Below are 24,255 nucleotides of genomic sequence, written 5' to 3'. Positions count from 1 at the left end.
ACACCCCAGACCTCCGACATCGATTCGGGGGTTGCGGGCGGGGCCGACGTGTGGTCCGCATCGCGCGACGCGGACCCCCCGTGCGATCTTCGGCGGATGGCACGCGCCGCGCGCTCGCGCAAGCGCCGGAGCGATGTCGGAGGGGGATGCCAGGATGCCGACATGCTCTTCGGCGACATCGAAACGGCTCTCGCGGCGGTCACCGGCACCCGCTCGCGACTCGCGAAGGTCGACGCCCTCGCGGACGTGCTGCGCGGGCTCGCCCCCGACGAGATCGTGGCCGCGGTGGGCATCCTCACCGCGTCTCCCCGCCAGGGGCGACTCGGCGTCGGATGGAAGACGCTGTCGACCCGCGGGGGAGCGCACGCCGACGCCCCGACCCTCACCGTTGCCGACGTCGACGCCGCGTTCACGCGTCTCACCACACTGGGCGGCAACGGATCGGCCGCGCAGCGCACCGCCCTGCTCGACGAGTTGGCCGGTCGCGCGACGGCTGCAGAATGGCACCTGCTCGTGCGGGTGATGACGGGCGAACTGCGCACGGGCGCTCTCGAGGGCGTCCTCGTGGATGCCATCGCCCGGGCCTCCGATCGCGACGGCGCCGCGGTGCGGCGTGCCGCGATGCTGTCGGGCGACCTGGGCAAGACCGCCCTCGTCGCCCTCACCGGCTCGAACGCCGACCTCGACGCGGTGGGACTCGTCGTGGGTCGCGGGGTGCAGCCCATGCTCGCCTCCACCGCGACCTCCGTCGCCGACGCCCTCGCCGTCGCCGGGAGCGCCTCGGTGGAGTTCAAGCTCGACGGCGCGCGTGTGCAGGTTCACCGCCAGGGCGACGACGTGCACGTCTACACCCGCACCCTCGCCGACGTCACGCATCGCGTCCCCGAGATCGTCGAGGTCGTCCGATCCCTGCCCGTGGAGGCGGTGATCCTCGACGGCGAGACGCTCTCGCTCGACGAGGACGGCGCGCCTCGGCCTTTCCAGGACACCATGGCGCGATTCGGCGCCGAGGCGGCGCGTGAGATCGCCCTGCGGCCGTGGTTCTTCGACATCCTGCATCTGGACGGCCGCGACCTCGTCGACGAGCCGCTCGCGGCGCGCCTCGACGCACTCGAGCGCGTCGCGGCCGAATGGCGCATCCCCGCGGTGATGACCGACGACCCCGGGACGGCCGACGCGTTCGCCCGTGACGCCCTGGCAGCGGGGCACGAGGGCGTCATGGTGAAAGGGCTCGACGCGGCCTACACCGCGGGGCGCCGCGGCAAGAGCTGGCTCAAAGTCAAGCCGGTGCACACGTTCGACCTCGTGGTGCTCGGCGTCGAGCGGGGCTCCGGACGCCGGTCGGGCTGGTACTCGAACCTCCATCTGGGAGCGCGCGATCCCGAGGGTCGCTACGGCGAGCCGGGTGGCTTCGTCATGGTGGGCAAGACCTTCAAGGGGCTCACCGACGAGCTGTTGACCTGGCAGACGGCGCACTTCGCCGAACGCGAGACGGGGGAGCTCCCCGGTGGCATCCGCGTCGTCGCCGACACCGTCGTCGAGATCGCGATCGACGGCGTGCAGCGGTCGGTGCGCTACCCCGGCGGTGTGGCTCTGCGCTTCGCCCGGGTGAAGGGCTACCGTTCCGACAAGCCCCCGGCCCAGGCCGACACGATCGACACCCTGCGCGCGCTGCTCCCCGGCGGCGGCGCGGCGACGGAAGGATGACGAGATGAGTCTGGCCCCCTGGCTCGACGGCGAGCTCGGCTACCGCAGCTTCGGCACCCCCGGTGCTCCGCGCGCGGTGTTCGTGCTGCGCACGGGCGACGTCGCGACCACCGACCCCGACGCCCGCGTGACCTCCGGTTTCGACGTGCGCATCGTGGCGGTGGGACTCGACGCTCCCGAGCTGGAGGACCCCCCGGTGTTCGGCGGCCAGACGCCCGCCGGCCTCACCGTCGAGGCACTCCGGGCGCTGCTCGAGCGAGAGGCTCCCGGCGCGACGGTGGGACTGGTCGGGGAACGCTCGGCAGGACCGATCGCGATCTACCTGGCCGCGGCGATGGGCCCCGTCGTCGACCGCCTCGCGATCGTCGGCGTCGAGAGCCCCGTCGACCCGCTCAGCCGCGACCTGCGCACCCCCCTCCTCGACCACCTCGATGCCGAGGCCCTCGTCGTCGTGGGGGGACAGGGGCCCGCGGGTGCCGCCGACGCGCAGTGGTACGTCGACCGGATGCGTTCCGCCGAGGTGCAGGTCGTCCCCGACGATGACATCGGCTCAGTGAACGGGCACGTGACCCTCACCTCGGTGTGGGAACGCGTCCTCGCGCACGTGGCGCCGGGCGCCGAGCGCCGCTGACCCGCCGCGGGGTCGCACCGCCGCGTCGTCGGGCCGAGCCGCCGCGGCGCCGTGCCGTCTACGGTGCCGCGCCGCCGCTCCACGCCACCGCAGCATGGACGACTGTCCACAACACCCGGACGTTTTCTTCGCGCGTCCGGGTGTCGTGGACACTCGCTCGCCGCAGCGCGCCCGGACAACCCGGCGCGGCCGCGTCAGCCCCGACCGACGGCGCGCACCTGCACGACGTTCGACTCCTCGTCGACCTCGACGTGATCGGTCTGCGCCTTCAAGAAGTCCGAGAAACTGCGGAACCCGAGCGCCTTCTCACTGAAGGAGGGGTCCAGCCGCTTCATGAGATCTTTCACGGCCGACGCGTGCAGCCACTCGCCGTCGGCGCGCTCGGCCTCCAGCTGCATGGCGCGGTCCAGCAGATCGACCGCGGGGTCCTTCGAACGCTTGCGGGCGCGGGGCCGCGAGGGCGCGGCATCCTTCTTCGTCTCGGCGAGATTCGGGATGCCGGGGAGCGAGTCGTACGCATCGAACCGGTCGCACGCCGCGGCGAGCGACTTCGCCGTCGAGCCCGCCACACCCACGCCCACGACGTAGCGACCCAGGCGCTTGACGCGCTGGGCGAGCGGCACGTAGTCGCTGTCGCCGGCGACGATGACGACGTGGGTCAGGTCTGGGAGGCGGAACATGTCCTCCACGGCATCCACCGCGAGTCGGATGTCGGCACCGTTCTTCGCGTACGCGGCCGCGGGGAAGAGCTGCACGAGGTCGACGGCGCGGGCCACGAGCTGCGACCGGTACTCGGCGTTCACCGGGGCCGACCAGTCGGCGTAGGCGCGGGTGAGCACGAGCGTGCCGAAGGACGCCGCGTAGTCGATGACGGCGCCCACGTCGATGGTCGCCTTCGTCAGGCGCTCTGCGATCTCCGGGTCCATCGGGTTCTCGGCGATCTTCTGCCGGTCGCGCGAGTACGCGTTGCGCCCGTGCACGCGGTCGTACCACGACATCACGATGTTGTCGAAGTCGAGGTAGACGGCGACGCGGGCGCTCTGGGTATCGGGCATGGGTCCAGTCTGACCCGTTGCGGCCCGTCCCGGTAGCCGAGGCGCGCGTCGGTCACCGCCATCCCGCTCGGAACGGGCGGCGCGTCGGTACGGGTGGGTCTTCGACGGCTCAGGATGCCACGGCCTGACCGCAGCGTCCATCCCGCCCGTTGCGCCCGCCGTGGGCCGTCGCCGTCCGCAAGAACGCCGCCGCCCGGCACCCGCGCCGAACGGGACCGCCCCGCCCGACGGATCGTCGGACGGGGCGGGGAGGTCGGCGCCGGGTCGTTCGCGCTCAGCGCTCGCCGGGGTAGACGACGCCGATCTGGCGGCGTACCTCGTCGAGGACCCCCATGATGGCCACGGTCTCATCGATCGGCAGCAGATCGCTCGAGAGGGCGCCGTCGGCGACGAGCCGCTCCGCGGCGAGGGCCTGGAACTGCATGCCTCGACCCTCGATGTCGGTCGTGAACTCCTCGGCGACCTTGTTGTCGGGCGTGACGACGCGGAACGAGGTCGGCGTGTACCAGACGCGGTCGATCTCGATGCGGGCCTCCGTGCCCACGATCTGCGCGGTGTTCGCCCCGGCCCCGCGCGACGACGACACCGTGGTCGACACGGCTCCGTCGGCGTGCACGAACATCGTCGCCACCTCGGCGTCGCTGCCGGCATCCGAGATCCGCGCGACGGCCGAGATCTGCTCGGGCAGCCCCAGCACGTCGACGGCGAACGAGATCGGGTAGATGCCGAGGTCGAGCAGGGCGCCGCCGCCGAGGGCGAGGTCGTTGAGGCGGTGCGCGGGGTCGGTCGAGATCTTCTGCGTGTGGTCGGCCGCGACGACGCGGATCTCACCGAGGGTGCCCGCGGCGAGGATCTCGCGGATGCGGACCATGTGCGGCAGGTACCGCGTCCACATGGCCTCCATCGCGAGCAGGCCCTTCTCGGCCGCCTTCTCGCGGATCGCCGCCGCCTCGCCCGCGTTGAGGGTGAACGGCTTCTCGACCAGCACGTGCTTGCCGTGGTCGAGGGCGAGAAGCGCGTTCTCCACGTGCGAGGGGTGCGGGGTGGCGATGTAGACGATGTCGACGTCGGGGTCGGCCACGAGCTCGTCGTACGAGCCGTGCGCGTGCGGGATGTCGTACTGCGCGGCGAAGTCCCGCGCGCTGTCGAGGCTCCGCGAGCCGACGGCGGTGACGTCGAGGCCCGCGGTGCGCAGGTCGGAGGTGAAGGCGTGCGCGATGCCGCCCGTTGCGAGGATGCCCCAGTGCAGTCCGGTCATGCGCTCCACCGTATCCGTGACCGGAGCCCGCGGGGGCGAGAGGGACGGGCGTCATGCGAAACGGCGCCGGCCGAGAAGGGCTCCCGCACGCGCCGCGGGGGAGCGCCCTAGGCTCGTCGCATGACGCCCGTCGAGCGCTTCCGTGAACTGCTGTCCATCCCGACGGTGTCGCGGCCCGATCCGGCCGACGTCGACGGCGACGCCTTCGCGCGCTTCCGCGCGGCCCTCGAGCGTCTCTATCCGTTGACGCACACCCACCTCGAGCGCGAGGTCGTCGCGGGGCACTCGCTGCTGTACCGCTGGCGCGGCGCCTCGACCGCGGCTCCGTTGCTGCTCCTGGCCCACCAGGACGTCGTGCCCGTCGTGGGCCAGCCGTGGCGGCACGATCCCTTCGCCGCCGTCGTGGAGGGAGACGGCCCGGATGCCACGATCCATGCCCGCGGCGCGATCGACGACAAGGGGGCGCTCGTCGCCGTCTTCGAGGCGGTGGAGGAGGCGCTCGCCGAGGGCGTCGTCCCGCGCACCGACGTCTGGCTCGCCTTCGGCCACGACGAGGAGACACGGGGCACCGGCGCCCGTGAGATGGCGCGGATCCTCGCGGAGCGGGGCGTGCGCCCGGCCCTCGTGCTGGATGAGGGCGGCGCCGTCGTCGACGGTGCGGTCCCCGGGGTGGCGGCGCCGACCGCGATGATCGGAGTCGCCGAGCGCGGGGTGGCGACGTTCGACCTCGTCACGCGCGAAGCGGGTGGGCACGCCTCGACGCCTCCGCCGCTGCCGGCGACGGCGCGACTCGCGCGGGCCATCGACCGCCTCCGGCGCCGCCCGTTCCCCCGCCGTCTCGCCCCTCCCGTGCGCGCCATGCTCGCCACGGCCGCCGGCCACGTCGCCGAGCCGCTCGCCACGGCGTTCCGGCGCCCGCGGCTGACGGCGCCCGTGCTCAGCGCGGTGCTGTCCGCCCTGGGCCCCGAGACGAATGCGCTCGTGCGCACCACCGCGGTCGTCACGCGCCTGGAGGGCTCGCCGGGCGAGAACGTGCTGGCCACCACCGCGCGGGCGAGCGTGAACGTGCGACTGCTCACCGGCGACACCCTGGCCGATGCCGCGATCCACCTGCGCCGCGCGGTGCGCGACCCTCTTGTCGACATCGAGCTGCGCCACGGCGACGATCCGTCGCCGGTGTCGCCCTGGCGGGGCGAGGCCTGGCGGCGGCTGTCGCGCGCCGTGAGCGACACCCTCGGCGGCGATGTCGTGCCGCTGCCCTACCTGCAGCTGGGGGCGAGCGACAGCCGCTTCTACACCGGACTGACGGATGCCGTGTACCGCTTCGCCCCGTTCCATCTCACGCGCGCCGAGCGCGACGCCCTGCACGCCCCCGACGAGCGCATCCGCGTCGACGTCTGGCTGCGCGGCATCCGGTTCTACGGCGCTCTGCTGCGCTCCTGAGGCGCGGCGCCGCCGGTGCGACGCACGCGCTCTCGATGGGGCGCCGACGAGGATCGTCCGGTGCCCGCTCGGACCAGCGCCGCACCGGGGCGTCGCGGCTCGACGCAGCGAAACGTGCCGCGTCGGTTATCCTCGTGTGACCGGTCACGCAACCGCGCGCGACCCGCAATGAGGCGGCTGATGAGCGACACCGACATCCCGGAGGCGACGGGGCGCGCCCCGAGCATCCGCGACGTCGCGCGGCTCGCGGGGGTGTCGTACCAGACCGTCTCGCGCGTCATCAACAACAGCCCGGCCCTCCGGCCCGAGACGGCCGCCAAGGTGCGCTCGGCCATCGCGGAGCTGAAGTTCGTGCCGAATCAGGCGGCCCGCGCACTCGCGACCAGTCGGTCCAAGCTGATCGGCGTGCTCGGCCCCCGCACCACCACGCACGGGGTCTCGACGATGGTGCAGGCGATCGAATCCGCCGCGCGCGCCGCCGGTTACCGCCTCACGGTCACCAACCTGGCCACGAGCGCGCCCGACGACGTGCGTTCCTCGATCGACCACCTCATGCAGCAGTCGGTGGAAGGGCTGATCGCCGTGGCGCCGCAGACGCGGGTGGTGCCGATCCTCGACGAGTTGAAACTCCCCGTCCCGGTGCAGATCGTCGCCTCGACCGGCACCTCGACCTCGCACAACGATCAGACCGCGGGAGCGCGAGCGGCCGTGCGCCACCTCATCGAGCTCGGTCACACCCGCATCCTGCACATCGCGGGCCCCCGCGACTGGGTCGAAGCCGATCACCGCATGCGCGGCTACCTCGCCGAGATGGATGCCAACGACCTCTCGCCCCGTCCGCCCGTGCTCGGCGACTGGACGGCGCAGTTCGGATTCGAGGCGGGCCTCGAACTGTTGCGCACGGAGGACGCCACGGCGGTGTTCGCCGGCAACGACCATATGGCGCTCGGGTTCATGCATGCCGTCCGCGCCATAGGTCGCTCCGTCCCGGAGGACATCTCGGTCGTGGGCTTCGACGACGTGCCCGAGTCGGCGCACCTCTGGCCGCCGCTGACGACCGTGCGGCAGGACTTCCTCGGCATCGGTACCCGCGCGGTGACCGATCTGCTCGCCGCGCTGGGGGAGGCGTCGGGCGAGGGCGCGGCGTCGGAGCCGGATCACCTGCGCCTCATCGTGCGCTCGTCAACAGCGCCGCCGTCTCGGTGAATTCGTCACGTTTCGGCAACGGCTGTTCTGCGAACGCATCGGGACTTGACAGATTCTCCCGGCGGCGGGGTAGCATCACACACACAATGTGAACGGTCACATGACCGGTCGCACAGGCCGACGGGACTCGCTGCGGAGCGGATCCGTCGAGACGAAGAGGTTTCGAACGACGCGGGTGATCCGCCTCGCCGAACGGCTTCGTTTCGCCCCGCGGTCTCTGCGCCCGGCCGGTGCGTCGCTCGCTGAAGCGGTGGGCTCCATGGGGAGAGACCGCGCCACATACCCAACGGAGGGAACCAGAGTGAAGAAGCACAGCATGCTCAAGGCGGTCGCGGGAGCGGGCGTCCTCGCGCTCGGCATCGGCCTCGCCGGTTGCGCGGGAGACCGCACCGGCGGCGGCGCCGGCGATTCGGAAGAGGGCGGCATCATCGGTGTCGCCATGCCGACCCAGCAGTCGGAGCGCTGGATCGCCGACGGCAACAACGTCAAGTCGCAGCTCGAGGAGCTCGGCTACCAGGTCGACCTGCAGTACGCCAACGACGACATCCCCACCCAGGTCTCGCAGATCGAGAACATGATCACCTCGGGCGCCAAGGCCCTGATCGTCGCCTCGATCGACGGCACCACGCTCACCGACGTGCTGCAGCAGGCCGCCGACGCCGACATCCCCGTCATCGCGTACGACCGCCTCATCAACGGCACGCCGAACGTGAACTACTACACGACGTTCGACAACTTCCAGGTCGGCGTGCAGCAGGCCACGTCGCTCCTCACGGGCCTCGGCGTCCTCGACGCCTCGGGTGCGGAGACCGGCGCGACCGGCCCGTTCAACGTCGAGCTGTTCGCGGGAAGCCCCGACGACAACAACGCCACCTTCTTCTGGGAAGGTGCGATGGAGACCCTCAAGCCCTACATGGACTCGGGCGTGCTCGTCGTCCCCTCGGGCCAGACCGAGTTCGGTCAGGCCGCGATCCTGCGCTGGCTGCCGGAGACGGCCCAGGAGCGCATGGAGAACATCCTCACCGTCATCGGCTCCACCAAGCTCGACGGCGTGCTCTCGCCCTACGACGGTCTGTCGATCGGCATCATCTCGGCCCTCACCTCGGGCGGCTACTCGGCCAGCGACCTGCCGGTCATCACCGGTCAGGACGCCGAGGTCGGCTCGATCAAGTCGATCATCGCCGGTGAGCAGTACTCGACGATCTTCAAGGACACGCGCGAGCTCGCCAAGCAGGCCGTGACCATGGTCGACGACATCCGCAAGGGCGAGGAGCCCGAGGTCAACGACACCGAGACCTACGACAACGGCGAGAAGGTCGTGCCGTCGTACCTGCTCGAGTCGACGATCGTCACGGAGGACAACTACAAGGAAGTCCTCATCGACAGCGGTTACTACACCGAGGCCGACCTGGGTTGATCCCCGGGGAGGACCCCGGTCCTCCCTCCCGCCTCCGCCGCGGCCCCATCGGGTCGCGGCGGAGGCTCCCGCGGGTCCGCCCCCGGTACCCGCCCCACCATCCCGACCGGCCACGAGCCGGTTCTGCAAGGAGGACCTCGTGAGCACCATCCTCGAGATGCGCTCGATCACCAAGGAGTTCCCCGGCGTCATCGCGCTTGCCGACGTGTCGTTGACCGTCGAGCGCGGGACGGTTCACGCCATCTGCGGCGAGAACGGCGCCGGAAAATCGACCCTCATGAAGGTGCTCAGCGGTGTGTATCCCGCGGGCGACTACCGCGGCGAGATCGTCTTCGACGGAGAGACCGTCGAGTTCAAGGACATCCGCGACAGCGAAGCGGCCGGCATCGTCATCATCCACCAGGAGCTCGCCCTGAGCCCCTATCTCTCGATCGCCGAGAACATCTTCCTCGGCAACGAGATCACCCACCGAGGTCTCATCGACTGGGATGCCACGAACCGCGAGGCGGCCAAGCTGCTCGCGCGCGTCGGCCTCGGCGACAGCCCCGACGTGCCCGTCAACGAGATCGGCGTCGGAAAGCAGCAGCTCGTCGAGATCGCCAAGGCACTGTCGAAGGACGTCAAGCTCCTCATCCTCGACGAGCCCACCGCGGCCCTGAACGACGACGACTCCGAGCACCTGCTCGATCTGATCCGCCACCTCAAGGGGCAGGGGATCACCTCGATCATCATCAGTCACAAGTTGAACGAGATCCGAGCGATCGCGGACGAGGTCACGATCATCCGTGACGGTCGCACCATCGAGACGCTCGACGTCGCCACCGGCGGCACGAGCGAGGACCGCATCATCCGCGGCATGGTCGGCCGTGAGCTGGAGAACCGCTACCCCGACCGCGACGTGGAGATCGGCGACGAGGTCCTGCGCATCGAGGACTGGAACGTCAGCCACCCCACGGATGCCAACCGCACCGTCATCCACCAGGCCAACCTGACCGTGCGCGCCGGTGAGGTCGTCGGCATCGCCGGCCTCATGGGCGCCGGTCGCACCGAACTGGCGATGAGCGTGTTCGGCAAGAGCTTCGGATCGCGCATCTCGGGGTCGGTCTACATCAACGGCAAGAAGGCCGACACCTCCACGGTCCCGGCCGCCATCCGCAGCGGACTTGCGTACGTCACGGAAGACCGCAAGGGCGCCGGGCTCAACCTCATCGACACGATCAAGCGCAACATCTCCCTCGCCGGGATGCGCAAGCTCGTCAAGGGCGGGTTCGTCGACGGCGACGAGGAATACCTGGTCGCCAATCGCTATCGCAAGTCGATGAACATCAAGGCGCCCACCGTCGACGTGGTCGTGGGCAAGCTCTCCGGCGGCAACCAGCAGAAGGTCGTGCTGTCGCAGTGGCTCTTCTCCGACCCCGAGGTGCTGATCCTCGACGAGCCGACCCGCGGCATCGACGTCGGCGCGAAGTACGAGATCTACACGATCATCAACTCCCTCGCGGCCCAGGGGAAGGGGGTGCTCGTCATCTCCTCGGAGCTGCCCGAGCTCCTCGGCATCTGCGACCGCATCTACACCCTCAGCGAAGGCCACATCACCGGCCAGCTGCCCATCGAAGAGGCCACCCCGGAGGCCCTCATGGTGCTCATGACGAAGGAAAAGGAAGCCGACCATGTCAGCGCTTGACAACACCGTGACCCCGCAGGGGCCCGCAACGCCGAAGGGCCCCGTCGGCGGTGGCGCCGGCGGCGGAGCCGGCAACATCCTGCAGTTCTTCACGTCGCGCCTGCGCGAGATCGGCATCTTCATCGCGCTGATCGTCATCGTGCTGCTGTTCCAGGCCCTCACCGGCGGGCGCCTGCTCACCGCGGGCAATGTGTCGAACATCATCGTTCAGAACAGCTACATCCTGATCCTCGCGATCGGCATGGTGATGATCATCATCGCCGGCCACATCGACCTGTCGGTCGGCTCGGTCGCGGCCTTCGTCGGCGCCGTCTCCGGCGTGCTGATCGTGCAGTGGGGCCTGCCCTGGTGGCTCGGCATCCTGCTGTCACTCGTGCTCGGCGCGGTGGTCGGCATGTGGCAGGGCTTCTGGGTGGCCTACATCGGCATCCCGGCGTTCATCGTGACCCTGGCAGGCATGCTCCTCTTCCGCGGCCTGACGCAGATGACCCTGGGCAACACCCAGATCACGCCGTTCCCGACCGAGTACCGTCAGCTCGGCGGTGGCTACCTGTTCCCCGACCTGTTCCCGGCGTCGTCGTCGCCCGCCGAGTGGATCACGGTCGCCCTGGGCGTGCTGACCCTCGTGCTGTTCGTCGTCTCGCAGGTGCGTCAGCGCGCCAAGCGCGCGGCGCTCGAGCTGCAGAACGAGCCGCAGGTCGCGTTCCTGGTCAAGGTCATCGGTGGCGGTGCCCTGATCGCGTACCTCACCTACCTGCTGGGTGTCGCGCCCGGTTCGCGCGGCACGCCCATCGTGCTCGTGGTCCTGGCCCTGTTGGTCATCGGCTACTCCACGGTCATGAGCCGCAGCGTCTTCGGCCGCCACATCTACGCCATCGGCGGCAACCGCACCGCGGCCAAGCTGTCTGGCATCAACACCCGTCGCGTCGACTTCCTGCTCTTCGTGAACATGGGCGTCCTCGCCGCTCTCGCGGGCATCGTCTTCACGGGTCGACTCAACTCCGCGGGCCCCGGCGCCGGAAACCTGTTCGAGCTGGATGCCATCGCCGCCTCCTTCATCGGTGGAGCCGCCGTGCAGGGTGGTGTCGGCCGCGTGGTCGGCGCGATCGCCGGTGGTCTGGTCATGGGTGTGCTCAACAACGGCATGTCGCTCATGGGCATCTCGACCGACGTGCAGCAGTTCATCAAGGGTCTCGTGCTGCTGCTGGCCGTCGCCTTCGACGTGTGGAACAAGAACCGCACCCGCGGTTGAGTTCCGCTCTCCTCGGACGCCCCGTCGCCTCGCGCGGCGGGGCGTTCGGGCGTTCGTGGGGGAGGATGGAGCGGATGACACGCTCCCGCGCCTCCCGCGCTGCCGCAGCCCTCGTGGCGATGACCCTCGGACTCGCCGCGTGCGCACCCGCGAGGGCGACCGACCCCGGGTCCGATGACGGTGCCGGCGTGATCGGGGTGTCGCTGCCGACGACGGCCGACGCCATCTGGAGCCGAGGTGGCGATGCCCTCACCCGCGAACTCACCGCGCGCGGGTACCGCGTCGACCTGCAGTTCGCCGCCTCCGACGCCCGCACGCAGGCGGCTCAGGTGCAGAACATGCTCACGAAGAGCGTGGATGCCGTGATCGTGGCGCCGGTGGCATCCGCCGATCTGTCGTCGGCCCTCGCCGCGGCTGGAGAGGAGGGCGTGCCCGTCGTGACGTTCGGGCAATCGATCGTCGGTCTCGACGTGGGCGGGACCGTCGCGTTCGACGCGGCCACCATCGGGCGTGCGCAGGCGGAGGCTCTGCTCGCCGACCTGGATGACGCGCCCACCCCTGCGGAGGTCTTGTCGAGTCCGAGTCCGTCCGTGACGCCCGCGGAACCCGGAGCATCGGACGACCCGCCCACGGCGCGGTTGGCCGTGCTGAGCTCCGCGCACTCCGACAACGGGGAGGATGAGCGCTACGACGCCGCCCTCTCCGCCCTGCAGCCGGCTGTCGCGGACGGTCGGATCGAGATCGTGTCGGGGGCGACCCGTGAGGCCGCCACCGTGGACGGCGACACGGCGCAGGCGCAGGCCGACGCGGCGGAGAAACGCGTCCGTGGGCTTCGAGCGGGGGACCCCGACGACGCGCCGACGACCGTGCTCGCGCTCGGCGACGCGGTGACCCGCGGCGTCGTCACCGCCCTCACGACCGAGGCGCCCAAGGCCGACGGCGAGACCCCCTCGCCGACACCGTCGACGGATGCGACCGGCGCTGCCGACGACGACGAGCTCGCCCCCGCACCGCTGGTGGTGGGATCGGGGGCCGACCCGCTGACTGTGCGCGCGTTGCGCGACGGCGACATCGATGCCACGGTGTTCGCCGACCCCCGGGCGCTCGTGTCGGCGACCGCCGACGCTGTCGAGGCCCTGCTCGACGACGGCGGTCTTCCCGATGAGACCGGGGACGAGGTGTCGCCGAGCATTCTGCGCGCCGACGACGTCGAGGAGCTCATCGACTCGGGCTGGATCTCGGCCGACGAGCTGTGACCGCGTTTCGGGTTATCCCGAACAGGCGCGGGGGCTGACCGGGCGGTGCCGGCGACGACCGCGCCCTAGCGTGGAACGCATGACCACGGCATCCGTTCTCCCGCCTCCTCCACCGGTTCCCGGCGCGCCCGCCGAGACCGCCTCGCCGACGGCGAGCGTGCCGGACACGGTGCGCGTCGCCTCGCCACGCCGCGTGGCCGGCGCGATCGCCCATCTCGCCGCGCTGGGCGTGGTGGGTCCCGCGGTCTTCACGGCGCTGTTCAGCATGCTCGGCTCCGGTCTCGGGCTGCTGGCGGCGCTGCTCGTGGGCGTGGTGGTGCTCGTCGCGTTCGTGTACGCGCTCTTCGCCGTGGCATGGTTCGAGCGGGCGCGCGTCGACGGCCTGTACGGCCTGGGGCTGAGCCCGCTGCGGCCGCGCCGCAGCGCGAAGCCCGGTTTCGTCGGCGTGCTGCACACGATCTGGCTGCAGGCGATCGACCCGCTGCAGTGGCGCGCGGTGGCATCGTTCTCGATCGCGACCGTGATGGGTCTGCTGACCCTCGCCGCCCTGGCGGGCGTCGCGTGGGGCCTGGCGCTGACCGTCAGCCCGATCTTCGGGTGGCCCGACACGCGGTTCCTGGGGCTGTTCCCGCTGCAGGGCGCCGCGGTGCCGCTGGTGGGTGTGATCGCCGTCGTCGTCGCGATCGCCGCTGTCATCGGCCTCGCGATCCTCGACGGCGTGATCGTGCGCGCGATCTTCGTGCCCTCGCGCGAGGCGCAGCTGGTCGAGCAGGCACGCACCTCGGACACGCGGCGAGCGGGCGCCGTCCGCGCGGCCGAGGTCGAGCGCACGCGTATCGAGCGCGACCTGCATGACGGCGTTCAGCCGCGCCTCGTCTCGATCGGCATGACCCTCGGTCTCGCGCAGACCAAGATCGACGACGACCCCGAGGCCGCCAAAGCGCTCGTGGCCGAGGCGCACGCCTCGACGAAGTCGGCCATCACGGAGCTCCGGCAGCTCGCCCGCGGCATCCACGCCTCGGTGCTCGAGGACCGGGGGCTGGATGCCGCCCTCTCGGCGCTCGCGTCGCGTTCGCACATCCCCGTGACCCTCGACGTGCGCCTTCCGCGCCGCTGCGGGCGGGCCGCCGAGGAGGCCGTGTACTTCGCGATCGCGGAGACCCTGACCAACGCCGCCAAGCACTCCCGCGCCGCCGCCTGCCGCGTCGACGTGCGGGTGCGCGATGACGGGTCGCTGTGGGCCCGCGTCGAGGACGACGGACTCGGCGGGGCGAGCATCGTGCCGGGCGGCGGCCTCGACGGCATCGTCAACCGCGTCACGGCGGCGGGCGGCACCGCGCGCATCGACAGTCCGCAGGGCGGTCCGACGTCGGTGGAGGTGACCGTCCCGTGCGCATCCTGATCTGCGAGGACTCCGTCCTCCTGCGCGAGGGGCTCGTGCGCCTGCTCGCCGACGACGGCCACGAGGTGGTCGCCGCCCTTCCCGACGCGGACGGGCTGGAAGACGCGGTCGCCGCGACGACGCCGGATCTGTGCATCCTCGATGTGCGGCTCCCGCCGACTTGGACCGATGAGGGCATCCGCGCCGCCATCGCGCTGAGGTCGCGGCATCCGGGGCTCGCCGTCCTCGTGCTGTCGCAGTACGTCGAGGAGCGGTACGCCAGCGACCTCATCGCCGACGGGCAGGGAGCGCTCGGCTACCTGCTCAAGGACCGGGTGGCCGACGTCGCCGACTTCCTGGCCGCCGTGGCATCCATCGCCGGCGGCGCCACCGTGCTCGACCCCGAGGTGGTGGCGCAGCTGCTCACGCGGCGCCGGCGCGACGAGCGACTGCAGAGTCTCACCGACCGCGAGCGGGCCGTGTTGGCCCTGATCGCCGAGGGCCGCTCGAACCAGGCGATCGCCGGGGCGCTGTTCGTCAGCGAGGCGAGCGTCGAGAAGTACATCACCGCCATTTTCACCAAGCTCGGCCTGGAGCAGGACGAGACCGGCAACCGCCGCGTCATCGCCGCCCTCGTGCACCTGGGCCACGACCACACCGGAGCGACCTCATGACCACGCAGGCCCCCCTCCCCGCCCCCGCCGCCCCCGAGCCTCCCCGCCGCCGCGGTGCCGCTTTCGCGGTGTCGATCGTCACCATCGCCGTCGGCGCGTGCGTCGCGCTCGGCACCCTCGCGGGCACGGCGGCCTCGGCCGTGGTCTCGCTGCGCGACACCGATCGCGAGTCCGTCAGCGTGAGCGACGCCACGCGGGCGGTGGACTCGCTCGACATCGACGTCACCGGGGGAGCCCTGACGATCGCCTACGGCGACGTCGACAGCGCACGGCTCGACGCCACCAGCGGTCGCGCGGGGTGGACCTTCGAGCGCCGCGGAGACGCGCTGCGCGTCGCCTCGCCGAACGGGACGTTCGTCGGCTGGAACACCGGATCGTCCGCCACGATCACCCTTCCGCGGGACTGGGCGGGCACGGGCCTCGGTGTCGACGCGCAGGTCAGCGGCGGTTCCCTCGATCTCGAGGGCGACTACGGCAGCCTGTCGATCCGCCTGGCCGGAGGAACGACGACGCTGAACGGCGCGGCGGGGGAGCTCGAGCTGGACGTGTCGGGGGGATCGGCGTCGGTGCAGCTGCGCGACGTCGGCACCGCCGTGTTCGAGGTGGCGGGGGGAGAGGTGACGGCGCAGCTGCGCGGATCCACCCCCCTCCGTACGGATGTGGAGCTCACCGCCGGTTCCGTCGACCTGCGTCTGCCCGACGACGAGTACCGCGTGAGCCTCGACGACGGTCTGGGTCAGGTCGACAACGCCCTGCGTCAGAGCCCCACGGCCACCGCCGAGGTCGACGTCACGGCCACGATGGGCGAGGTGCGCCTGCGCTCGTGAGCGTCGGCTGCACGCACGGACCCGCGCTCACCCTCTCGGGGAGGGCACGGGCCCGCGCGTCGGACGCGGGGCGTCCCGGCGCCGCGCGTGAGTCACGGCGATGGCCGCGAGCACCAGCGCGATGCCGATCAGCTGCGGCACGGTGAGGGTCTCGCCGCCCACGAGCACGCCCAGCAGCACCCCCGTCACGGGGTTGAGCAGTCCGATGAGGCCCACGGTTCCGGCCGGAAGGTGTCGCAGGCCCGTGAACCAGCAGATGAACGCCAGGGCGGTCGCCACGACCGCGATTCCGGCGTAGGCGGCGACACCCACAGCATCCACCCGGGGTGGAGGGCCCTCGATGACACCCGCGGCGGCGACGAGCACGATGCCTCCAGCCGTGAGCTGCCAGGCGGTGGTGGCGAGCAGCGGGGTCTCGTCGCGCCAGCGGGTGGTGAGGATCGCCCCCAAGGACGACGCGAGCAGCGCCAGCACCGAGCTGACGACGCCCGCGGGCGGGATCGCGCCGGCGCTCCAGCCGACCACGAGCAGCACCCCCGCGATCCCGACCGTCGACGCGAGCGCCCAACGCGCGGTCGGTCGCTGCGAGAGCAGGGGCCACGCGATGCCCGCGAGTGCGAGGGGCGCGAGAGCCATGACCGACGCCGCGATCGAGGACGGAAGCAGGTGGGCGGCCACGTACACGAGTACGAAGAACGCCGCGAAGTTCAGCAGTCCGAGCACGAGTGCCTTCGCCCACCACGAGCCGTGCGGTCGCCGTCTCGCCAGTGCCCAGAGCAGCAGTCCCGCCGGGAGCGCGCGGAGCGCCGCACCCCACAACGGCGCGTCGGCGGGGAGAAGGTGCCGCGTCACGACGTAGGTGGCGCCCCACGCGACGGGGGCGACGGCTGTCACAGCGATGATCCGCCAGGTAGCTTCCATGGAAGACACATTAGCTTCCGCGGAAGATAGAGTGGATGCCATGACCGCCCCGGACCGTGTGGACGCCATCGCCGAGCAGTGGCGGGCCGAGCGTGCCGACCTCGACGTCGCCCCGATGCAGGTGATCGGACGCCTGCACCGTCTGGCCGACCACCTGCGCGAGGAAGTGATCGCCGAGTACCGCCGCCACGGCCTGGGCGAGGGGGAATTCGACATCCTCGCCGCACTCCGCCGGGCGGGGGAGCCCTTCGCGGCCGCCCCCGGCGAACTCGCGCGGCACACGATGGTCACCACGGGTGCCGTGACCAAGCGCGTCGACCGGCTCGTGGCATCCGGTCTCGTCGTGCGCGACGCCGACGCCGACGACGGACGCGGGCGCGTCATCCGTCTCACCCCGGCCGGACGGCGCGTGATCGATGAGGCCTTCGCCGCGCACCTCGCGAACGAGGAGCGTCTGCTGGCGGGTCTCGCTCCGGCGCAACGCCATCGCCTCGAGACGCTCCTGCGCGCGTGGGGAGACGCTCTGGGCGTCTGAGAGCGCGCGAATCGCCGGGAATCGTCGCTACAAGGGCGTCGGAGGCGACATATCTCGGCGACTCACGCGCCTTTCAGCGCCTTCGCGATGCGCTGGGGAGAGACCGGCTCCGCGGTGCCGAGGCGCTGGGCGAAGAGGCTGACGCGCAGCTCCTCCAGCAGCCACCGTGTCTGCACGAGGTTCGCGGGGGCGTCGGCGGGGAGTGGGATCGCGCCCCCGGCCTCGGCGAACGCGGTCGCGGAGCGCTCGTACTCGGTCTGTCGCTGGCGGTCGCGGCCGGGATTGTCCGACAGCGTCCTCACGCGCTCCAGCGCCCCCGCCAGGTACCGGGGGTAGTGCTGCAGGCGCTGCAGACCCGTGCGCGAGAGGAAGCCGGGGAAGATCAGCCCCGTCACCTGGCCGCGCACGTCGTTGAGCGCGCCGAGCAGCGTCATCGAGGCGGCATCCTTCAAGGCCCTCTCGACCTCGCGCTGCGCGAGCAGGATCTTCGCCGCGAGCGAGACGGTCCGGAAGGTCCGATCGACGGATGCCGCGGAGTACGCGTCGCGTACCCGCTCGAAGTCGGCCTTCGTGCGCACCACCGCGTCCGGCGCCTCGCGCCGCAGCACGTCGTCGGCGAGGGCCACGCGGGCGTCCTCGATCAGCGCCTTCGCGTTCTGGTACGGGGATGCCGCGAGGGCGAGCTTCTCGTTCGCGGTGAGGTGGTCGAGGACGTACGTGGCGGGGGAGGGCACGGCCAGCAGCATGAGGCGACGGATGCCGGCGCGCGTGTGCCGCGCGGCATCCTCGGGTGTGGCTTCCACGCGCAGGGCGACGCTGTCGCCCTCGTCGACGAGGGCCGGGTACCCGCGGACGACGCCGCCGGCGACGGGCGTGTCGACGACCTCGGTGAGCTCGTCGAGGTCCCACGTGGTGAGCCTCGCACGCGCGGCGAAGGCGGGGGAGGCCTCGGCGACCTTCGCGGCCGAGCGTGGGGCGGGGCGCTCGCGGCTGACGGCCGACTCGACGCTGGAGCGCGCGCGGTCGGCCAGACGCCGCTGCAGCGCCCCGAGGTCGCGGTCGCTCCCGATCGCGCGCCCGCGCGCATCGACGGCGCGGAAGGAGGGGAGGAGGTGTCCGGGAACGCGTTCGAGCTCGAAGTCCGCGGCGCCCACGCGCTGGTTGGCGACGCGCTGCACGAGAGCGGCCAGCGCGTCGACGAGGGTCGTCTTCGGCAGGCCGTCGGCGTGTTCGGGGCCCTTCTCGGCCAGTTCGGCAGAGAACTTCTCGGCCCAGTCGGCCGCCGGGACGACGTTGCGGCGGATCGTCTTCGGCAGTGCCCGCAGCAGGGCCGTCACCAGCTCGTCCCGCATGCCCGGCACCTGCCAGTCGAACCCGTCGGGGCGCAGCTGGGCCAGGAGCGGCAGGGGCACGACGACGGTGACCCCGTCGTCGGGGGCGCCGGGCTCGAAGCGGTAGGCGAGGTTGAGCGTCTGGTCTCCCTGGCGCCAGCGCGCGGGGAAGGCGCGGTCGTCGCCCTGCGCCCGGTCGCCGGTGAGGTCGGACTCGCGCAGGTCGAGCAGGTGGGGCGTGCGGTGGACGGCATCCTTCCACCACGCCTCGAACGAGCGCACGTCGGTGACATCCGCGGGGATGCGGGCGTTGTAGAACGTGAACACCGCTTCGTCGCCGACGAGGATGTCGCGGCGGCGCTCGCGCTCCTCGATCTTCTCGAGCAGTCGGCGCTGCTCCTGGTTGCGGCGCAGGAACGCGGTGAGGCGCTTGTCGAGCACCGAGGGGTCCCACTCGCCCTCCACCAGCGCGTGGCGCACGAACATCTCGCGGGCCAGGGGTCGGTCGAAGCGCGCGAGCTGCACCCGGCGGCGGCCGACGAGCTCGACACCGAACAGGGTGACCTTCTCGTAGGCGGCGGCGGCGCCGGCATCCTTCGACCAGTGCGGCTCGCTCAGCGAACGCTTCACCAGGTCGGGGGCGAGGTCTTCCGCCCACGCCGGGTCGACGGCGGCGACCGTGCGCGCGAACAGGCGCGAGGTCTCGACGAGCTCGGCCGCCATGACCGCCGAGGGGCGCTTCTTCTTCAGCCCTGAGCCGGGGAAGATCGCGAACCGCGCTCCGCGCGCGCCGATGTATTCGCCCTTGACCGGGCGGGCCTCGCCGGGAGCCTTGCGGTCCTTGGTCTGCGCCATCGTGCGGGGATCCAGGATGCCGAGGTGCGACAGCAGTCCGGAGAGGATCGCGCGATGGATCGCGTCGCCGGCGGCGTGGCCCTCGGGGGCGGCGCCAGCAGCCCCTCGTGCCGCTTCTGCCGGTGCATGTCCCGAATGTTGCTGCTTCGCGCGCCCCGCACCGGCCGGATGTGAGATGTGGTTCGTCGCGTCGCGCCCGCCGTCGCCGCGCCCGCCGAGCGAGCGCAGCTGCCGGTGCACGTCCATCCACTCGCGTACGCGAACGTAGTTGAGGTGCTCGCTGCGGCAGAGGCGCCGGAACGCGCTCGAGCCGAGCTCGGCCTGCTTCTCCTGCAGGTGCTCCCACAGGTTGAGCAGGGAGAGGAAATCGCTGGTGGGGTCGGTGAAACGCGCGTGGAACCGGTCGGCCTCCTCGCGGCGGTCCTCGGGGCGCTCCCGCACGTCCTGGATCGACATGCCCGACACGATCGCGAGCACCTCGGCCTGCACGTCGTTGCGGCGGGCCTCGATGAGCATGCGCGCGAAGCGCGGGTCGATCGGCAGTCGTGCGATCTCGCGGCCGATCTCGGTGAGACGGGGGCCGGTGTCGTCACGTCGCCCGTGGCGCTGTCGCGACGGGTCGCCGTCGCCGCGCATGTCGCGTTCGCGCGAGGTGTCGGCGCGTGACCCCGGCGCCGGCAGCGTCACCGCGCCCAGTTCGACGAGCAGGTCGAGCGCCGCCTTGACCCCGCGCGAATCGGGCGGGGTCAGGAACGGGAACGCCTGGATGTCGCCGAAACCGAGCGACAGCATCTGCAGGATGACGGATGCCAGCGACGTGCGCAGGATCTCGGGCTCGGTGTACTCCGGGCGGCGCAGGAAGTCGTCCTCGGAGTACAGGCGGATCGCCACACCCGGCGACGTACGACCCGCGCGCCCGGAGCGCTGCTGCGCCGACGCCTGCGACACCGCCTCGATCGGCAGACGTTGGATTTTCGAGCGGTTGCTGTAGCGCGAGATGCGCGCGGTGCCGGTGTCGACGACGTACCGGATGCCGGGGACGGTGAGACTCGTCTCGGCGACGTTCGTGGCGAGGATGACGCGGCGGCGGACGCCCGCGATCGTCGACCGCTCGAAGACGCGGTGCTGCTCCGCCGCGGAGAGGCGCCCGTACAGCGGCAGCACCTCGGTCGGCGCGGCATCCTTCCGATAGGCCCCGCGGATGGCGTCCGCCGCGTCGCGGATCTCGGCTTCGCCGGGGAAGAACACCAGGACGTCGCCCGCGGGCTCGCGGTCGAGCTCGCGCAGCGCCGCAACGACGGCCCCGACCTCGTCGACATCGTCGTCGTCGCGCCCGGCCTTGCCGGCCGGCCGTGCAGGACTCTTGACCTTCTGCGAGGCGGGTGCCGATCGCCCGCGAGATGACGGCGCGTCGGGGCCGTCGGCATCCGGAATCTCCGGGGTGTCGCTCGCGGCGTCGTCACCGCCGAGCGGCCGGTACCGGATCTCGACCGGATACGTGCGGCCCGACACCTCGATCACCGGCGCCGGCACCGGCTCGCCGCCGGGCTCGGCGGCGGGCGCGGCGAAGTGACGCGCGAAGCTCTCGGGATCGATGGTCGCCGAGGTGACGATGACCTTCAGGTCGGGACGCTTCGGCAGGATGCGGCGGAGGTAGCCGAGGAGGAAGTCGATGTTGAGCGAGCGCTCGTGCGCCTCGTCGACGATGATCGTGTCGTAGCGGCGGAGCAGACGGTCGCGGTGGATCTCGTTGAGCAGGATGCCGTCGGTGACCAGCGCCACGCGCGTGTCGGCCGAGACTTTGTCGGTGAAGCGCACCTTGTAGCCGACGGTCGAGCCGAGGGGCACCTGCATCTCTTCGGCGATGCGCTCGGCGATCGTGCGCGCGGCGATGCGGCGCGGCTGCGTGTGCGCGATCGAGGTGCGTCCGAGCTCGAGGCAGATCTTGGGCAGCTGCGTGGTCTTGCCCGAGCCCGTCGCGCCCGCGACGATCACGACCTGGTGGTCGCGGATGGCACGCGCGATCTCGTCCCGCGCGGCGCTGACGGGCAGCTCGGGCGGGTAGACGATGACGGGTTCGACAGACACAGCCTTCCAGCGTACCGCTCGCAGCCCCCTGCCCGCCCGTGGTCGGCCCGCTCGCGCGTGAGGAGTCAGCTTCTGTCGCCTGGAGGCGCCCGGGGCGACGAAAAACGACCCCTCACGCGGGAGGGACGCGGGGTCAGGGCATCTCGGCCTTAGCGGCGAGGATGCGGGTGACGGCCGCGTCCACTTTCGCGGCGAACGCGGGGTCGGTCTGGGCGCGTGAGAGAACGGCCTGGTGCATCTCGGGGTACACCGACGGGTCGGCCGAGACGAGCAGCAGGTCGACGCCGGCGTCGACGGCGAGGGTCGCGCGATCGGCCGGAGACCACGGCTGCACCTGGCGCGCCGCGGAGAGGTCGTCGACGGTGACCACGCCGTCGAAGCCGACGGTGTCGCGCAGCACGTTCACGACCGCGGGCGAGAATGCGGCGGGCGCCGAGGGATCGATCCGCGCGTAGATCGCCGTCGAGAGCATGACGACGGCGGGGCCCTGCGGCAGCACCGTGGAGTACACGCCCACGTCCGGCCCGTCGGCCGTGACGGTGTCGTCGGTCACGCCGGTGGAATAGTCGGTGTTGTCGTCGACGTGACCCAGGCCCGGGAAGTGCTTGAACGTCGGCAGCACCCCTCCGTCGCGCATGCCCGCGGCGAAGGCGCCGGACTTGGCGGCGACCGTCGCGGCGTCGTAGCCGTACTCGCGCGCCAGTTCGCCGATCGGGGGATTGGATGCCGCGAACTCCGGGCTCGTGACGATGTCGGCGATGGGCGCGAGGTTCATGGTGACCCCGGCGGCCGCGAGTTGCGCACCCCACGCCCGGGCGCTCGCGCGCAGGGCGGCGTCGTCGGACCGCGCCTGATCGAGCGCCGAGGGGATGTCGTCGAATCCCGGACCCGACAGCACCTGCACCGTGCCGCCCTCCTGGTCGGTGGCGACCCACAGCGGAGGGGTGCCCGCGGGCACCGTCGCGGTGAACCCGCTCACGAGCCCCGCGATGGTCTCGGTGCCGGCATCCGACCGGCCGTGCAGGAAGATCCCGCCGATGTGGTCGTCGCGGACCGCGGCGAGCGTCGTGGGGTCAGCGCCGTCGACGGAGGTGCCGACCATGAACAGCTGGCCGACCTTGTCGTCGAGGCTCATCCCCGCCAGGGGGTCGGGAGTGGGAGTGGGAGTGGGCGTCGGTGTCGGCGTGGGGGTGGTGGATGCCGGTGGAGTCGACGGAGCGGCCGTGGGTGCGCAGCCGGCGAGGGCGAGCGCCGCGGTCATCACGAGCAGTGAGAAGCGGGCGGGTGTCTTCACCCTTCGATGCTGGCCCATCGACCTGAACGTCTCGTCCCGGCGCGGGGGGCTTGCGCCCGGGACGGCGGATCGTTCGTCCCGCGGTCAGCCGTTGCCGGCGGAGCAGGTCGCCTGGTCCGCCTTCGTGCCGTTGATGTTCTCGGGCAGGTCGACGACGCCCGGGGCTGCGCTCGCGTCCGGGGAGGCAGTGGCATCCGGAGCAGGGGTCTCCTCGGCCGGCGCGGTGGGCTCCTCCGTGGGAGCGGACGGGTCGGCGACCACGCCGCGGCCCGCTTCGCCGGTGATCGCCAGGGGAGCGTTGGCGGCCAGCGCCTCGAACAGCACCTGGGCCGAGGCCTCGTCGGGGGCGACGCGGTTGCTGTCGTAGGGGTCGTCGACCACCGGGTACTGCACGAAGGTGATGTCGGAGAACGGCACGTCCTTGAGCGTGTACGCCAGCTGCGCGATGCGGATGGGGTCGGCGAGGCTCTCGCTCGGCTGGATGTTGTTGACGGCCGTGTTCGCCAGGCCGATGAGGGTGCCGGGGTTGGAGAGCACCTCGTCGCTGCGCAGCTTGTTGACCAGGCGCGACATGTACTGCTGCTGGTTGCCGATGCGGGCGAGGTCGCTGCCGTCGCCGATCCCCTTGCGCGTGCGCAGGAAGGCGAGGGCGTCGAATCCCTTCACCACACGGGGGCCGGCCTCCCATTGGATGCCGGCATCGGGGTCGTCGATACCGTCGCCGCCGATGCACACCTCGATGCCGCCGATCGCGTCGGTGATGTTGACGACGTTGCCGAAACTGACCTTGGCGGCGAAGGGGATGCTCTGCCCGGTGAGGTTCGAGACGGTGTCGGCGACGCACGAGAGCCCCCCGTCTTCGAACGCGGTGTTGATCGAGGCGCGGTCCGTGCCGCCGAACACGGAGCCGTCGTCGTTCGTGCACTCCGGGATCGCGACCTGCAGGTCGCGCGGGAACGAGACCACGGTCGCGCGCCGCGGGTTCGCCGAGACGTACAGCAGCATGTTGACGTCGTTGCGTGCGCCGTCGTTCTCGGGATCGGTGCAGCGTGGTCCGAATGCCGCCGCCACGACGTCGTCGCACTCGTCAGTGCCGACGACGAGCACAGAGAAGGGCTCGTTGTATTCGCTGAGGGCCGGTGGCTCGACCGGGGCGTCTTTCAGCGGAACCGAAGCCTCCTGCAGCCGGCTCGTCAGCGACCAGGCCCAGAAGCCTCCCACGGCCACCCCGGCGACCAGGATCACGGCGGCGGCGATCGCGAGCAGGGCGAGCCCACGGCGGACCCCGGACTCGGGACGGCGCTTCGCGTGCTTCGGGGCGGGGCTGGCGGGCATGGGGGTAGTCAACCACGCGGGGGCCGGCTCCTCCTGGTGCCGGGCGGCGGAGTCGGGACCCGCCGGGTCCGCGCGGCGGGACCGAGCGCACCCCTCGTGAGCGCA

18 protein-coding genes are annotated in these 24,255 nt (G+C 71.7%); 12 read left to right on the top strand and 6 right to left on the bottom strand.

Going from position 1 to position 24,255, the window contains the following annotated elements:
- Window positions 1-162: 162 nt before the first annotated feature.
- Both B0B15_RS12560 and B0B15_RS12555 read left to right on the top strand, forming a co-directional pair.
- The gene (locus tag B0B15_RS12560; protein WP_076676633.1) at window positions 163-1,707 is read left to right on the top strand and encodes an ATP-dependent DNA ligase; all 1,545 of its coding nucleotides are present in this window, start codon (window positions 163-165) and stop codon (window positions 1,705-1,707) included.
- 4 nt (window positions 1,708-1,711) lie between these two features.
- Window positions 1,712-2,338, top strand: coding sequence for a hypothetical protein (locus B0B15_RS12555; protein WP_076676631.1), 627 nt, complete (start codon window positions 1,712-1,714; stop codon window positions 2,336-2,338).
- A gap of 194 nt (window positions 2,339-2,532) precedes the next feature.
- Here B0B15_RS12555 and B0B15_RS12550 read toward each other — a convergent pair whose 3' ends face one another.
- The gene (locus B0B15_RS12550; protein WP_076676630.1) at window positions 2,533-3,393 is read right to left on the bottom strand and encodes an NYN domain-containing protein; all 861 of its coding nucleotides are present in this window, start codon (window positions 3,391-3,393) and stop codon (window positions 2,533-2,535) included.
- Between the two features lie 274 nt (window positions 3,394-3,667).
- Window positions 3,668-4,651: a Gfo/Idh/MocA family protein gene (locus tag B0B15_RS12545; protein WP_076676628.1), complete on the bottom strand. Its 984-nt coding sequence runs from the start codon at window positions 4,649-4,651 to the stop codon at window positions 3,668-3,670.
- 120 nt (window positions 4,652-4,771) lie between these two features.
- On the opposite strand from B0B15_RS12545, the gene B0B15_RS12540 reads away from it, so the two are divergent.
- From B0B15_RS12540 to B0B15_RS12500, 9 genes are all read left to right on the top strand, one after another.
- Window positions 4,772-6,094: a M20/M25/M40 family metallo-hydrolase gene (locus B0B15_RS12540; RefSeq protein ID WP_076676627.1), complete on the top strand. Its 1,323-nt coding sequence runs from the start codon at window positions 4,772-4,774 to the stop codon at window positions 6,092-6,094.
- Between the two features lie 180 nt (window positions 6,095-6,274).
- A complete protein-coding gene (locus tag B0B15_RS12535) occupies window positions 6,275-7,300 on the top strand; it encodes a LacI family DNA-binding transcriptional regulator (RefSeq protein ID WP_076676625.1) in 1,026 nt (341 codons plus the stop codon).
- A gap of 316 nt (window positions 7,301-7,616) precedes the next feature.
- The gene (gene chvE / locus B0B15_RS12530; RefSeq protein ID WP_083709084.1) at window positions 7,617-8,717 is read left to right on the top strand and encodes a multiple monosaccharide ABC transporter substrate-binding protein; all 1,101 of its coding nucleotides are present in this window, start codon (window positions 7,617-7,619) and stop codon (window positions 8,715-8,717) included.
- A 157-nt stretch (window positions 8,718-8,874) separates the two neighbouring features.
- Window positions 8,875-10,401 (top strand): multiple monosaccharide ABC transporter ATP-binding protein, encoded by a 1,527-nt coding sequence (gene mmsA, locus B0B15_RS12525; RefSeq protein WP_076677572.1) that lies wholly within the window; start codon window positions 8,875-8,877, stop codon window positions 10,399-10,401.
- On the top strand, window positions 10,388-11,653 hold the full coding sequence (gene mmsB, locus B0B15_RS12520; protein ID WP_256334316.1) for a multiple monosaccharide ABC transporter permease: 1,266 nt from the start codon (window positions 10,388-10,390) through the stop codon (window positions 11,651-11,653). Before mmsA ends, mmsB begins: the two co-directional genes overlap by 14 nt.
- 74 nt (window positions 11,654-11,727) lie before the next feature.
- The gene (locus B0B15_RS12515) at window positions 11,728-12,909 is read left to right on the top strand and encodes a substrate-binding domain-containing protein (RefSeq protein ID WP_076676623.1); all 1,182 of its coding nucleotides are present in this window, start codon (window positions 11,728-11,730) and stop codon (window positions 12,907-12,909) included.
- 79 nt (window positions 12,910-12,988) lie between these two features.
- On the top strand, window positions 12,989-14,311 hold the full coding sequence (locus B0B15_RS12510) for a sensor histidine kinase (protein ID WP_083709014.1): 1,323 nt from the start codon (window positions 12,989-12,991) through the stop codon (window positions 14,309-14,311).
- The gene (locus B0B15_RS12505; protein ID WP_076676621.1) at window positions 14,299-14,964 is read left to right on the top strand and encodes a response regulator; all 666 of its coding nucleotides are present in this window, start codon (window positions 14,299-14,301) and stop codon (window positions 14,962-14,964) included. Before B0B15_RS12510 ends, B0B15_RS12505 begins: the two co-directional genes overlap by 13 nt.
- Window positions 14,961-15,791 (top strand): GIN domain-containing protein, encoded by an 831-nt coding sequence (locus tag B0B15_RS12500; protein WP_076676618.1) that lies wholly within the window; start codon window positions 14,961-14,963, stop codon window positions 15,789-15,791. The genes B0B15_RS12505 and B0B15_RS12500 overlap by 4 nt, the downstream gene beginning before the upstream one ends.
- Window positions 15,792-15,818: 27 nt before the next feature.
- On the opposite strand, the gene B0B15_RS12495 is transcribed toward B0B15_RS12500, so the two are convergent.
- A complete protein-coding gene (locus B0B15_RS12495; protein WP_076676617.1) occupies window positions 15,819-16,712 on the bottom strand; it encodes an EamA family transporter in 894 nt (297 codons plus the stop codon).
- A 40-nt stretch (window positions 16,713-16,752) separates the two neighbouring features.
- On the opposite strand from B0B15_RS12495, the gene B0B15_RS12490 reads away from it, so the two are divergent.
- The gene (locus B0B15_RS12490; RefSeq protein WP_076676615.1) at window positions 16,753-17,247 is read left to right on the top strand and encodes a MarR family winged helix-turn-helix transcriptional regulator; all 495 of its coding nucleotides are present in this window, start codon (window positions 16,753-16,755) and stop codon (window positions 17,245-17,247) included.
- A gap of 62 nt (window positions 17,248-17,309) precedes the next feature.
- On the opposite strand, the gene B0B15_RS12485 is transcribed toward B0B15_RS12490, so the two are convergent.
- The 3 genes from B0B15_RS12485 to B0B15_RS12475 all read right to left on the bottom strand — a co-directional run bounded on the left by B0B15_RS12485 (window position 17,310) and on the right by B0B15_RS12475 (window position 24,150).
- Window positions 17,310-21,521, bottom strand: coding sequence for a DUF3418 domain-containing protein (locus tag B0B15_RS12485; protein ID WP_076676613.1), 4,212 nt, complete (start codon window positions 21,519-21,521; stop codon window positions 17,310-17,312).
- Window positions 21,522-21,654: 133 nt separating this feature from the next.
- Entirely contained in the window at window positions 21,655-22,815 is a 1,161-nt protein-coding gene (locus B0B15_RS12480) for a glycoside hydrolase family 3 N-terminal domain-containing protein (protein WP_256334317.1), read from the bottom strand.
- A gap of 84 nt (window positions 22,816-22,899) precedes the next feature.
- Window positions 22,900-24,150, bottom strand: a complete 1,251-nt coding sequence (locus B0B15_RS12475) for an LCP family protein (protein ID WP_076676612.1) — start codon at window positions 24,148-24,150, stop codon at window positions 22,900-22,902.
- Window positions 24,151-24,255: the final 105 nt, after the last annotated feature.

Source organism: Microbacterium sp. RU1D, assembly GCF_900156435.1.
Taxonomy (GTDB): Bacteria; Actinomycetota; Actinomycetes; order Actinomycetales; family Microbacteriaceae; genus Microbacterium.
Note: the sequence above shows the minus strand (reverse complement) of the source record. Positions and strands in the feature narration are given on the sequence as shown.

What these genes read in the sequence shown, in the direction of transcription:
- B0B15_RS12560 (WP_076676633.1), top strand. Translation starts at nt 163, where the DNA reads ATGCTCTTCGGCGACATCGAAACGGCTCTCGCGGCGGTCACCGGCACC.
- B0B15_RS12555 (WP_076676631.1), top strand. Translation starts at nt 1,712, where the DNA reads ATGAGTCTGGCCCCCTGGCTCGACGGCGAGCTCGGCTACCGCAGCTTC.
- B0B15_RS12550 (WP_076676630.1), bottom strand. Translation starts at nt 3,393, where the DNA reads ATGCCCGATACCCAGAGCGCCCGCGTCGCCGTCTACCTCGACTTCGAC.
- B0B15_RS12545 (WP_076676628.1), bottom strand. Translation starts at nt 4,651, where the DNA reads ATGACCGGACTGCACTGGGGCATCCTCGCAACGGGCGGCATCGCGCAC.
- B0B15_RS12540 (WP_076676627.1), top strand. Translation starts at nt 4,772, where the DNA reads ATGACGCCCGTCGAGCGCTTCCGTGAACTGCTGTCCATCCCGACGGTG.
- B0B15_RS12535 (WP_076676625.1), top strand. Translation starts at nt 6,275, where the DNA reads ATGAGCGACACCGACATCCCGGAGGCGACGGGGCGCGCCCCGAGCATC.
- chvE (WP_083709084.1), top strand. Translation starts at nt 7,617, where the DNA reads ATGCTCAAGGCGGTCGCGGGAGCGGGCGTCCTCGCGCTCGGCATCGGC.
- mmsA (WP_076677572.1), top strand. Translation starts at nt 8,875, where the DNA reads ATGCGCTCGATCACCAAGGAGTTCCCCGGCGTCATCGCGCTTGCCGAC.
- mmsB (WP_256334316.1), top strand. Translation starts at nt 10,388, where the DNA reads ATGTCAGCGCTTGACAACACCGTGACCCCGCAGGGGCCCGCAACGCCG.
- B0B15_RS12515 (WP_076676623.1), top strand. Translation starts at nt 11,728, where the DNA reads ATGACACGCTCCCGCGCCTCCCGCGCTGCCGCAGCCCTCGTGGCGATG.
- B0B15_RS12510 (WP_083709014.1), top strand. Translation starts at nt 12,989, where the DNA reads ATGACCACGGCATCCGTTCTCCCGCCTCCTCCACCGGTTCCCGGCGCG.
- B0B15_RS12500 (WP_076676618.1), top strand. Translation starts at nt 14,961, where the DNA reads ATGACCACGCAGGCCCCCCTCCCCGCCCCCGCCGCCCCCGAGCCTCCC.
- B0B15_RS12495 (WP_076676617.1), bottom strand. Translation starts at nt 16,712, where the DNA reads ATGGAAGCTACCTGGCGGATCATCGCTGTGACAGCCGTCGCCCCCGTC.
- B0B15_RS12490 (WP_076676615.1), top strand. Translation starts at nt 16,753, where the DNA reads ATGACCGCCCCGGACCGTGTGGACGCCATCGCCGAGCAGTGGCGGGCC.
- B0B15_RS12475 (WP_076676612.1), bottom strand. Translation starts at nt 24,150, where the DNA reads ATGCCCGCCAGCCCCGCCCCGAAGCACGCGAAGCGCCGTCCCGAGTCC.